Origin of the sequence: Chromobacterium subtsugae, assembly GCF_035919665.1 — a bacterium.
Taxonomy (GTDB): domain Bacteria; phylum Pseudomonadota; class Gammaproteobacteria; order Burkholderiales; family Chromobacteriaceae; genus Chromobacterium; species Chromobacterium subtsugae.
In genome coordinates this window covers 1,068,203-1,079,800 of the sequence record NZ_CP142381.1, presented here as the reverse complement: position 1 = coordinate 1,079,800, position 11,598 = coordinate 1,068,203, and the positions used below count along the sequence as shown (strand labels likewise).

The window sequence follows — 11,598 nt, the reverse complement described above, 5'->3', positions numbered from 1 at the left end:
TCAGCTTCTCGTCACCCGCAGGATTTCTTCCAGGCTGGTTTCGCCGGCCTTGACCCAGCGCAGGCCGTCGTCGCGCAGGCTGCGCATGCCGTGGCGCTGCGCGTGGTCGCGCAGCCGCTGCTCGGAGGCGCGGTCGTGGATCAGCCGCTGCATGGTGTCGTCCACCAGCATCAATTCATACACGCCGTAGCGCCCCTTGTAGCCGGAGTTGCCGCAGGCCGGGCAGCCCACCGGACGGTAATGAATGGCATCCGGCTCGTCTTCCAGCGGCACCGGATGCGGCGCCTTGCACTGCGGGCAGACGCGCCGCACCAGCCGCTGCGCCATCACGCCCAGCAGGCTGGAAGCCAGCAGGAAGGGCTCCACCCCCATGTCGGTGAGGCGGGTCACCGCGCTGGCGGCGTCGTTGGTGTGCAAGGTGGCCAACACCAGGTGGCCGGTCAGCGACGCCTGCACCGCGATCTGCGCGGTTTCCAGATCGCGGATCTCGCCTATCATCACCACGTCCGGGTCTTGGCGCAGGATGGCGCGCAGCGCCTTGGCGAAGCTCATGTCTATCTTGGGGTTGACCTGGGTCTGGCCGACGCCGTCCAGGTGGTACTCCACCGGGTCTTCCACCGTCATGATGTTGGTGTGGCTGGCGTCCAGCCGCGACAAGGCCGCGTACAGCGTGGTGGTCTTGCCGGAGCCGGTGGGGCCGGTGACCAGCAGGATGCCGTGCGGCTGGTTGATCAGCTTGTCCACCGAGGCCAGCGTGTCGGCGGCCATGCCCAGGGTGGCCAGGTCCAGCCGCGCGTTTTCCTTGTCCAGCAAACGCAGCACCACCCGTTCGCCGTGGCTGGTCGGCAGCGTCGACACCCGCACGTCCACGGGCCGGCCGCCCAGCCGCAGCGAGATGCGGCCGTCCTGCGGAATGCGCTTCTCGGCGATGTCCATGCCGGACATGATCTTGATCCGCGACACCATCGCCGCGTGCAGCGCGCGGTGCGGGCTGACCACGTCGCGCAGCGTGCCGTCCAGACGGAAGCGCACCACCGAGCGATCCTCGAAGGCCTCGATGTGGATGTCGGACGCGCCGTCGCGCAGCGCCTGGGTCAGCAGCGCGTTGATCATGCGGATGATGGGCGCGTCGCCCTCGCTTTCCAGCAGGTCCTCCACCGTCGGCAGCGACTCCACCATCTGGTTGAGGTCCATGTCCTGGCCGATGTCGTCCACCATCTCCGCCGCCGCGCCGTCGCGGCTGGCGTAGTGCTCGGACAGCCGCTTCTCGAACTGGGCCTGCGTCAGCGTCTCCACCCCCACCAGCGTGCCGCCGTGCAGGCGCAGCGCCTCCGCCCACGCCGCCGGCCGCGCGTCTTCGCGCAGCAGCAGCTGGCGGCCGCTTTCGCCGTCCAGCAGGATCACGCCGTTGGCGCGGGCGAAGGGGAAGGCCAGCAGCGGCATCAGCGTGGGCTTGTTCATTTCGGCACGGCCTTCACGTCCCGCTCCAGGCTGGCCTTGATCCCGCCTTCCGGCAGCGACTGGATCGCCGACTCCAAGTCCAGCGGCAGTTTTTTCCCGTCGCGCTTGAGATCTCCCAGGATGTACTGGTAGCGATCCTGCGCGATGACGCGGCCGTCCTGCTCGCCGCGCAGGATGGTCGGCTTGAGGAATATCATCAGGTTGGTCTTGTTATGGGTCTTGGCGCTGTAGCGGAACAGCGCGCCCAGCCAGGGGATGTCGCCCAAGAGCGGCACCTTCTGCTCGGCGTCGTCCACCTGGTCCTGCAGCAGGCCGCCTATCGCCAGGATGCTGCCGTCGTCGACATTGGCGATGGTTTCCAGCACGCGGCGGTTGGTGGTGGGGCCGGCGTTGCTCCCGGCGTTCAGATTGGGGCTGGACGCCACCAGGCTGGCGGTTTCCTGCAGGATCTTCAGCCGGATGCTGCCGCCCTCGGAAATCTGCGGCGTGATTTCCAGGTTGAAGCCTATGGTCTTGCGGTCGTAGCTGGTGGTTATCACCGGCTGGCCGCTGGTGCTGCTGCTGGGCGTGCTCTGGTTGCCGATCGGGATCGGCACTTCCTGGCCGATCAGGATGCGCGCCTTTTCATTGTCGGTGGCCAGCAAGGAGGGGCTGGCCACCACATTGCTGCCGCTCTCGCTTTCCAGCGCCTTGGCCAGCGCGGCCAGATTGCCGTGCCGGATCCAGCCCAGGTTCACCCCGCCGGAGCCCGCCAGGCTGGTGGCCAGTCCGCCGACGCCGCCGGCGGCCAGCGCCGCGCCGGCGCCGATGATGGAGGTGCCGCTGGTGCCGCTGGTGGTCGCGCCGGAGAAGTTGGTGCCGCCTATCACCGCGCCGCCGGCCGCCTGCCACTGCACGCCTAGTTCCATCGCCCGGGTGGCCGACACCTCGACCACCAGCGCTTCGACCAATACCTGGGCGCGGCGCTTGTCCAGCATGTCGATCACGTTGCGCAGGTTCTGGTACATGCTGTCCGGCACGTTGAGGATCAGCGCGTTGTTGGTGGGGTCGGCCTGGATCATCGAGCCGCCGCCGCCGGCGCCGCTGCTGGCGCTGTCGTTGACCAGCGGGCTGGCCGCCGCCGGCGCGTTGGCGTTGGCCGGCGCGCCGCCTACCGCATTATTGCTGGCGCTGCTGCCCAAGCCGGAGCTGGAAGTGTTGCCGCTCAGCGCGCTGCTGCCGGCCGAGCTGCCGCCGTTGGTGGTGACCGCGGTGCGGCCCTGCAGCGGGCCCGGATCGCCGGTCAGCAGCGCGCGCAGCGTCTGCGCCACCTTGCCGGCCTCGGCGTTCTTCAGGTACACCACCCGGACGTTGGAGCCGGCCTGGCTAGGTTGATCCAGCATTTTCAGCAGGCTCTTGATCTTGCCTATTTTGCCCGGGGTGTCGGCGCGCACCATCAGCACATTGGCGCGCGGGTCGGCCAGGATGGTGGTCTTGCCGCCGTCGGCGCCGCCTTCCTGCATCAGCTTGTTCAGGGTGTTGGACAACTCCACCGCCGAGCCGAACAGCACCGGCAGCACCACGGTGTCGCCGGCGGCGGCGGACTCCACCGATTCGATGATGGATTCGATGCGCTGGATGTTGTCCGCGTAGTCGGTGACGATCAGCGCGTTGGATTGCGGATAGGCCGCCACGGTGTTGTTGGGCGAGACGATGGGGCGGATCACCGGCACCAGCTGGTTGGCGTTGCTGTTCTTCAACGCGAACACCTTGGTGATCAGCCGGTCGCCGTCGCCGCGCGGAATGCCGCGGCTCGCCTTGGCATGCAGCTTGGCGTCGGCCTCCGGCACGATCTTGACCACGCCGTTGCCCTCCACAGCGGCGAAGCCCTGCAGCCGCAGCGACGACAGCAGCACCTGGTAGGACATCGCGCGCGGCACCGGCCGGCTGGAGACGATGTTGACCGTGCCCTTGACGCGCGGGTCGATGATGAAATTCTTGCCGCTGATCTCGCCTATCGCCTTGACCACGGTCTCGATGTCGGCGTTGACGAAATTGAGCATGACCGTGTCGTTCTGCGGGGCTGCCAGCAGTTGGCAGCTATATGCCAGGGCCAGGGTGGCGACGAGTTTGGAAATTCGCATTGCACTCTCTTATTGGCGAATCATCGCGGCAGGATCGACCGCGGGTTGGGGCGGAGTATCGGGTACGGAATTCTGGCTGGGGACAGGCACCGGCACGGCGCCGGGACCGGCCTGCGGCGCCTGGCCGGGTTGCGGGGGCGGCAGCGGCTGTCCGGCATCGCCGTCGCCGGCAACCGCGCCGCCGCTGCGCGCCTGCAACGGCACGAATTGCTCATTGCCGCCGGAGCGGATGGTGACGCCATTAGGCGCGACCTTCACCAGCTCCCAGCCGTCGGCGGTCTGCTTGCCCTGCAACAGCGGCTGGCTGTGGCCGTTGCTGTCTATGATGGCGAAGCCCTCCACGCCGGGCCGGGTCGGCGCGTACACGCCCAGCAAGCGTATCGGCGGCGGCGCGGCCACCGGCTGCTGCGGCGCCTCGCCAAACCAGTGCGCCTGCGCGGCGGCGGCCGCCGCGGTTTGCGGCTGGGCCGGGGCGAGGGTGCGGTAGGTCTGCGCCGACGGCGCCAACAGGGCGGTCAGCTGCTGGCCCAGCCAGAACGCGGCCAGCCCCATGGCCAGGACCGGCAGTCCCTTGTGCCATTGCCGGCCAGGCAGCGTCCAGCGGCTGAAATCCGGCTTGCGACCCAATCTTGTCTTATCCCCAGAACCCATCGGCTTCCCGTTATAAAAATTATGCTGAACAGCTGTGGCTGCAGGCTTGCTAGATTAAGCAGCAAGAGGGTGCTTTTGCAATAGCCGGCTCGCAGATTTGATGACAAGTGGAAATTCAGCCATTGTTAATATTTACAGCCAGACAACCCAGTTCTTGGTTTCACGCTCATTGCCAATGGATTTACCGACACGTAAAAGCAAATTTTTGGCATTTTCGCATAAAAAAACGCCACGGCAAGGCCGTGGCGCCGTCTCTGGTTTTTTTCCGCTCAGAACTGGCTGTCATCCAGCGCCAGCGCGCTGTCCGCGCCATGCAGGATGGCGGCGGCCAAACCGGATACCTGCGGCAGCAGATGCTCGGCGAAGAAGCGCGCGGTGACGATCTTGGCATTGAGGAATTCGACGTCGGCGTCGGCCTCCTGCAATTTGTCCTTGGCGATCAATGCGGCGCGGCCCAGCTGCCAGCCGCCCAGAACGATGCCCATCAGCTTCAGGAACGGCACCGAGCCGGCGGCCGCCAGCTGCGGCTGGCTGCCGAAGGTCTCCAGGATGAAGGCCACGCAGCGCTCGGCGTCGGCGCTGGCCGCTTCAAGATTGGCAGCGATGCTGGCGAACCCCGCCGCCTGCAGCTTGGCGACCGTGGCATGCGCCTCGCCCAGCAGCGCGCGCGCGGCGACGCCGTGATCGGCAGCCGTCTTGCGGCCGATCAGGTCCAGCGCCTGGATGCCGGTGGTGCCTTCGTAAATGGCGGTGATGCGGGCGTCGCGATAGTACTGGGCGACGCCGGTTTCCTCGATGAAGCCCATGCCGCCGTGCACCTGGATGGCCAGGCTGGTGATCTCGTTGGCCTGCTCGGTATTCCAGCCCTTGACGATGGGAATCAGGAAATTCAGCAGCGCCTGGTTGCGCGCGGCTTCGCCCGGCGCCGGGTGGCGGCCGGCGCGGTCCAGCGCGGCGGCGGTATAGAAGGTCAGCGCGCGCTGCGCCTCGATCTGGGCGCGCATGGTCATCAGCATGCGGCGCACGTCCGGGTGCTGGATGATGGGCACGCCGGCCGGGTCCGGCGAGCCGACGGCGCGGCTCTGCACCCGATCGCGCGCGTACTCCACCGCTTTCTGATAGGCGCGCTCCGACACCGCCATGCCCTCGATGCCCACGCCCAGCCGGGCGTGGTTCATCATGGTGAACATGTAGTTGAGGCCCTTGTTGGGCTCGCCCACCAGGTAGCCGACCGCGCCGTCGTTGTCGCCGAAGCTCATCACAGCGGTCGGGCTGCCATGGATGCCCAGCTTGTGCTCCAGCGACACGCAGCGCACGTCGTTGCGCGCGCCGAGCGAGCCGTCGGCGTTCACCAGGAACTTGGGCACGATGAACAGCGAGATGCCCTTCACCCCGGCCGGCGCGTCCGGCAGGCGCGCCAGCACCAGATGGACGATGTTCTCGGCCATGTCGTGCTCACCCCAGGTGATGAAGATCTTCTGGCCGCTCACGCGGTAGCTGCCGTCCGCCGCCGGCACGGCGCGCGAACGCACCTGGGCCAGGTCGGAGCCGGCTTGCGGTTCGGTCAGGTTCATGGTGCCGGTCCACTGGCCGCCGGCCATCATCGGCAGGTAGATCTGTTTCAGTTCATCGGAGGCGTGGTGATGGATGGCCTCCACCGCGCCCAGCGTCAACAGCGGCGCCAGCGAAAACGCCAGGTTGGACGCGCACCACATTTCCTCCACCGCGGCCGCCACCAGCGCCGGCATGCCCTGGCCGCCGAACTCCTCCGGCGCGCGCAGGCCCACCCAGCCGGATTCGACATATTGCTGCCAAGCGTCCTTGAAGCCCGGCGCGGCGGTCACGTCGCCGTCGCGCCACTTGGCGCCCTGGTCGCCCTGCTTGTTGATCGGCGCCAGCACGCCCTCGGCGAACTTGGCCCCTTCCTCCAGCACGGCGTCCACCAGCTCCACCGAGCATTCGCCGTAGCCCGGCAGGCCGCAGATCGCCGGCAGCTCGGCCAGCTCGTTCAGTACGAAACGCATGTCCTTGACGGGTGCTTGGTAAATCATCGCCCTCTCCTCTGTTTTCTCGCGTTGGCCCGACTAGACCGGGCCGTGAAAAAGCCGGCGCTCCCTGATTGGGCGCCGGCTGCTGTTGTGGGTTCCGGCGGCTATGCTGCCTGCTCGGTCGGGGGCGCTTGCGGCCGCGCCCCCGGCTGCCGATTATTTCGACAGCTCGGCGATCAGCTCCGGCACCACCGTGAACAGGTCGCCGACGATGCCGTAATCGGCCACCTGGAAGATCGGGGCCTCTTCGTCCTTGTTGATCGCGACGATCACCTTGGAGTCCTTCATGCCGGCCAGGTGCTGGATCGCGCCGGAAATGCCGACCGCGAAGTACAGTTGCGGCGCCACCACCTTGCCGGTTTGGCCGACCTGGTAGTCGTTCGGCGCGTAGCCGGCATCGACAGCGGCGCGGGAGGCGCCGACGGCGGCGGACAGCTTGTCGGCCAGCGGCTCGATCACCGCCTTGAACTGCTCCTCCGAGCCCAGCGCGCGGCCGCCGGAGACAATGACCTTGGCCGAGCCCAGCTCCGGGCGGTCGGACTTGGTCAGTTCCTGGCCGACGAAGGCGGACAGCTGGCCGTCGGCCGCGGCGGCGATGCTTTCCACGGCGGCGGAGCCACCCTGGCCGGCGGCGTCGAAGGCCGTGGTGCGCACGGTGATCACCTTGATGGCGTCAGCCGACTGCACGGTGGCCAGCACGTTGCCGGCGTAGATCGGGCGCACGAAGGTGTCGGCCGATTCGATGGCGACGATTTCGGAAATCTGGGCGACATCCAGCAGCGCGGCGACGCGCGGCAGCAGGTTCTTGCCGAAGGACGAAGCCGGGGCCAGCACGTGGCTGTAGCCCTTGGCCAGGTCCACCGCCAGCGCGGACAGGCTTTCGGCCAGGCCGTGCGCGTAGTGGGCGGCGTCGGCCAGCAGCACCTTTGCCACGCCGGCCACGCTCTTGGCGGCGTCGGCGGCGGCGGCGGCGTTGTGGCCGGCCACCAGCACGTGCACTTCGCCGAGCTTGGCGGCGGCGGTGATGGTGTTCAGGGTGCCTGCTTTCAGGCTCTGGTTGTCGTGTTCAGCGATAACGAGAATAGCCATGTCTTACAGCACCTTTGCTTCGTTCTTGAGTTTGGCGACCAGTTCGGCGGCGTTGGCCACCTTGATGCCGGCGGAACGCTTGGCCGGCTCGGCCACTTTCAGCGTCTTCAGGCGCGGAGCGGCGTCGACGCCCAGATCGGCCGGCGTGGTCTTGTCCAGCGGCTTTTTCTTGGCGGCCATGATGTTGGGCAACTTGATGAAGCGCGGCTCGTTCAGGCGCAGGTCGGCGGTGACCACCGCCGGCAGGCGCAGCTTGACGGTTTCCAGGCCGCCGTCGATCTCGCGGATCACTTCGACGGTTTCGGCCGCCACGTCCACCTTGGAGGCGAAAGTGCCTTGCGCCCAGCCCAACAGCGCGGCAGTCATCTGGCCGGTCTGGTTGGCGTCGTCGTCGATCGCTTGCTTGCCCAGAATCACCAGTTGCGGCTGTTCTTTGTCGGCCACCGCCTTCAGCAGCTTGGCCACCGCCAGCGGCTGCAGTTCGGTGTCGGTTTCCACCAGAATGGCGCGGTCGGCTCCCATCGCCAGCGCGGTGCGCAGGGTTTCCTCGCACTGCTTGACGCCCATCGAAACGACGACGATCTCGCTGACCTTGCCGGCTTCCTTCAGACGCACAGCCTCTTCCACGGCGATTTCGTCGAACGGGTTCATCGACATCTTGACGTTGGCGATGTCTACGTCACTGCCGTCGGCTTTGACGCGGACTTTCACGTTGTAATCGACAACGCGCTTCACTGCGACTAGAACTTTCATATTCCTCCAGCAAACATCTGTGGGTTAATCGAACGCGGAAGGCAACGACGGCCAGCTGAGCCTGATTATGCCCCAAGCAAAATTCAAACGAGCGTTTGGTTTGTGCGCCAGCGCATGGCGCGTGGTGAAAATGCAACTCGGCGTCGATAGTACGCCATTTGCCGGTGGTTTGCATTTCAGGCGGAAGCTGTCACAATGCACCGCAGCATTTCCCTGTCATAACCAGCGGGAGTCCTCATGACCGTCTATTTCGAAGACATCGCCGTCGGCGACAGCGCCGAAGCCGGCAGAACCCTCACCGAAGCCGACGTGCTGCTGTTCTCCGCCGTCAGCGGCGACAACAACCCTGTGCACCTGAACCAGGTTTACGCCGCCGCCACCAAGTTCGAAACCCGCATCGTCCACGGCATGCTGACCGCCAGCCTGATCTCCGGCGTGATCGGCACCCAGCTGCCCGGCTACGGCACCATCTACCTGTCGCAATCCACCCGCTTCAAGTCCCCGGTGCGCATAGGCGAAACCGTCACCACCCGGGTCAGCGTGGTGGAGCTGTTTCCGGAAAAGAAGCGGGTCAAGCTGGCCACCCAGTGCCTGGTGGGCGACAAGGTGGTGTTGGAAGGCGAGTCGCTGGTGATCGCGCCGTCGCGCGGCTGAGTCAACAGGACTCGCCGTGCCGGGCCAGCGCCCAGCGCACCGGTTCGGCCACCAGCTCGTCGGGAAAGTCCAGCCGCCGCCGCAAGGCGGCGATCACTTCCGCAGAGCTGGGCGCATTGCCCAGCCCCACCGCCAGATTGGACAGCCATTTGTGATAGCCGATGCGGTAAATGGGACTGCCCGCCATCCGCTCGCGAAAATCGTCCGCGCTCCAGCCGAACAGTTCTACCAGACTCACGTCGTCCAAACCATGACGCACCGCAAAATCGGTTTCCGCCGTCTGCACCGCGAAACGGTTCCATGGACAGAACAGCTGACAGTCGTCGCAGCCGTACACTCGGTTACCAATCAAAGGGCGCAATGCCTGGGGAATCGCGGCCTTCAATTCTATAGTCAGGTAGGAAATGCAGCGGCGGGCATCCACTGAGTACGGCTCGACGATGGCGCCGGTGGGACAGACGTCCAGGCACTTGCGGCAGCGGCCGCAGTGGCCGTCCTCGGCGTCGTCGGCCGGCAGCGGCAGATCGGTGAGGATTTCCCCCAGGAAGAACAGCGAGCCCTGGCGCTTGGTCAGCAGCAAGGTATGCTTGCCGCGCCAGCCAAGGCCGGCCTGCGACGCCAGCGCCACCTCGGCCAGCGGCGCGCTGTCGGTGAACACCCGGTAGCCGAAAGCGCCGGCGGCGGCTTCGATGCGTTCAGCCAGCTTCTGCAGCCGGTTGCGCAGCACCTTGTGGTAGTCGCGGCCCAGCGCGTAGCGCGACAGGTAGGCGCGCGACGGGTCGGCCAGCACTTGCTCGGCCGCCCGCGCCGCCGGCCAATAGTTCATCCGCAGCGAGATCACCGACAGCGTGCCCGGCACCAGCTCGGCGGGGCGCAGGCGCAGCGCGCCATGGCGTTCCATATACTCCATCTCGCCATGGAAGCCCGCCGCCAGCCAAGCCGCCAGCCGCTGCTCGGCCTCGGCCGGCAGGCTGGCGCGAGTGATGCGCGCCTCGGCGAAGCCGGCCTCGACGGCCCAGGCTTTGATTTGGCGCGACAATTCGGGATAATCCGGTTTTTGAGGAGGATTCTCAGTCATGGCGATGGATGATACCAGCGTTCACAGCGGCAGCTTGCCGGACGAGGGCGCGACCCTGGCGCTGGGCGCGGCCTTCGCCGCCGCCGCCGCCCCCGGCCTGACCGTGCAGCTGCACGGCGACCTGGGCGCCGGCAAGACCACCTTCACCCGCGGCCTGCTGCGCGCGCTGGGGCATGCCGGCAAGGTGAAAAGTCCCACCTATACCCTGGTGGAAAGCTACGCCCTTAACGAATATAGTGTCCACCATTTCGATCTGTACCGCTTCGCCGATCCGGAAGAGTGGAACGACGCCGGCTTCAGCGAATACTTCGGCCAGGACAGCCTGTGCCTGGTGGAATGGCCGGACAAGGCCGGCGACCTGCTGCCGCCCGCCGACATCGTGCTGGAACTTGCCGTAGCCGGCGAGGGTCGCACTTATCATTTCAAAGCCCAGACTCAAACCGGACAGTCATGCCTCAATCGACTTTCGACCCCAAGCGCCGCGCGCTGCTAGGCGCAGCCGCCGCCACCTTTTTGCTCGCCGTCAGCCGCAATGGTTTCGCTGCCGGCAGCCAGATCGTCGCCCTGCGCATCTGGCCCTCCTCCACTTACACCCGCATCACGCTGGAGTCCAGCGCCGCCATCCAGTACAAGCAGTTCACGCTGGCCAATCCCAGCCGGCTGGTGATAGATCTGCAAGGCGTGCAGCTGAACGGCGTGCTGAAGGACATCAGCGGCCAGATCGCCGCCGCCGATCCCTATATCGCCACCGCCCGCGCCGGCCAGTTCGACCAGGACACCGTGCGGCTGGTGCTGGAACTGAAAACCGACGTCAAGCCGCAGGCCTTCTCGCTGACGCCGGTCGCCGAATACCAGCACCGGCTGGTGGTGGACCTGTACCCGGCCAGCGGCCAGCAGGACGACCCGCTGCTGGCGCTCTTGCAGGACTACAACAAGGGCAAGCTGGAACAGCCGCCGGCGCAAGTGAAGCCCAAGGCCAAGAACAACGGCCGCCCCATCATCGTGATGCTGGACCCCGGCCATGGCGGCGAGGACCCCGGCGCCATCGGCATGGTCGGCACCCGCGAAAAGGACGTGGTGTTGAAGATAGGTCATCAGCTCAAGCAGCTGATCGACGCCGAGCCGAATATGCGCGCCTACATGACGCGCAGCGACGACGTCTTCATCCCGCTGGGCGTGCGGGTGGCAAAAGCGCGCAAGCTCAACGCCGACCTGTTCGTCTCCATCCACGCCGACGCCGCGCCCAACCGCGCCGCCCGCGGCTCGTCGGTGTTCGCGCTGTCGGAAAAGGGCGCCACCAGCGCCTTCGCCAAGGCGCTGGCGCAGACGCAGAACGACTCCGACCTGATCGGCGGCGTCAAGATAGGCAGCAAGGACAAATACCTGGCCCACACCTTGCTGGACCTGACCCAGACCGCCACCATCAACGACAGCCTGAAACTGGGCAAGACGGTGCTGGGCCAGCTGGGAGGCCTCAACAAGCTGCACAAGAACGCGGTGGAACAAGCCGGCTTCGCGGTGCTGAAAGCGCCGGACATTCCGTCCATCCTGGTGGAAACCGCCTTCATCTCCAATCCGGACGAAGAACAGCGCTTGCTGACCGCCGAATTCCAGCAGCAGATGGCCAACGCCATCTTCAGCGGCGTCAAGCACTACTTCGCCTCCGGCGCCGCGCTGGCCGCCCGCGCCTGAGCGCGCCGCCCCAAATGAAAACCGCCGGTCTCTGCCGGCGGTTTTTTTA

At 66.5% G+C, this 11,598-nt stretch carries 10 protein-coding genes; 3 read left to right on the top strand and 7 right to left on the bottom strand.

Annotated elements, in window-relative coordinates:
- From gspE to U6115_RS05165, 6 genes are all read right to left on the bottom strand, one after another.
- Complete coding sequence (gene gspE / locus U6115_RS05190) at positions 1-1,461, bottom strand: type II secretion system ATPase GspE (RefSeq protein ID WP_043578621.1); 1,461 nt, start codon at positions 1,459-1,461, stop codon at positions 1-3.
- Complete coding sequence (gene gspD / locus U6115_RS05185) at positions 1,458-3,584, bottom strand: type II secretion system secretin GspD (protein ID WP_043578619.1); 2,127 nt, start codon at positions 3,582-3,584, stop codon at positions 1,458-1,460. Before gspD ends, gspE begins: the two co-directional genes overlap by 4 nt.
- 9 nt (positions 3,585-3,593) lie before the next feature.
- Positions 3,594-4,211: a type II secretion system protein N gene (locus tag U6115_RS05180; protein WP_043578617.1), complete on the bottom strand. Its 618-nt coding sequence runs from the start codon at positions 4,209-4,211 to the stop codon at positions 3,594-3,596.
- 293 nt (positions 4,212-4,504) lie between these two features.
- Complete coding sequence (locus U6115_RS05175; RefSeq protein ID WP_043578615.1) at positions 4,505-6,286, bottom strand: acyl-CoA dehydrogenase; 1,782 nt, start codon at positions 6,284-6,286, stop codon at positions 4,505-4,507.
- A gap of 153 nt (positions 6,287-6,439) precedes the next feature.
- Positions 6,440-7,372 carry an electron transfer flavoprotein subunit alpha/FixB family protein gene (locus U6115_RS05170; RefSeq protein ID WP_043578611.1) on the bottom strand — a complete coding sequence of 311 codons (933 nt, stop codon included), beginning with the start codon at positions 7,370-7,372 and terminating at the stop codon, positions 6,440-6,442.
- A 3-nt stretch (positions 7,373-7,375) separates the two neighbouring features.
- Positions 7,376-8,125 carry an electron transfer flavoprotein subunit beta/FixA family protein gene (locus U6115_RS05165; RefSeq protein ID WP_043578607.1) on the bottom strand — a complete coding sequence of 250 codons (750 nt, stop codon included), beginning with the start codon at positions 8,123-8,125 and terminating at the stop codon, positions 7,376-7,378.
- Between the two features lie 237 nt (positions 8,126-8,362).
- Here U6115_RS05165 and U6115_RS05160 point away from each other — a divergent pair, with 237 nt between their 5' ends.
- Positions 8,363-8,779 carry a MaoC family dehydratase gene (locus U6115_RS05160; RefSeq protein WP_043578604.1) on the top strand — a complete coding sequence of 139 codons (417 nt, stop codon included), beginning with the start codon at positions 8,363-8,365 and terminating at the stop codon, positions 8,777-8,779.
- A gap of 1 nt (position 8,780) precedes the next feature.
- Here U6115_RS05160 and queG read toward each other — a convergent pair whose 3' ends face one another.
- The gene (gene queG / locus U6115_RS05155; RefSeq protein WP_326912747.1) at positions 8,781-9,818 is read right to left on the bottom strand and encodes a tRNA epoxyqueuosine(34) reductase QueG; all 1,038 of its coding nucleotides are present in this window, start codon (positions 9,816-9,818) and stop codon (positions 8,781-8,783) included.
- 43 nt (positions 9,819-9,861) lie between these two features.
- Here queG and tsaE point away from each other — a divergent pair, with 43 nt between their 5' ends.
- Both tsaE and U6115_RS05145 read left to right on the top strand, forming a co-directional pair.
- The gene (tsaE, locus tag U6115_RS05150) at positions 9,862-10,350 is read left to right on the top strand and encodes a tRNA (adenosine(37)-N6)-threonylcarbamoyltransferase complex ATPase subunit type 1 TsaE (protein ID WP_369816073.1); all 489 of its coding nucleotides are present in this window, start codon (positions 9,862-9,864) and stop codon (positions 10,348-10,350) included.
- On the top strand, positions 10,308-11,549 hold the full coding sequence (locus tag U6115_RS05145) for an N-acetylmuramoyl-L-alanine amidase (RefSeq protein ID WP_043578595.1): 1,242 nt from the start codon (positions 10,308-10,310) through the stop codon (positions 11,547-11,549). The genes tsaE and U6115_RS05145 overlap by 43 nt, the downstream gene beginning before the upstream one ends.
- Positions 11,550-11,598: the final 49 nt, after the last annotated feature.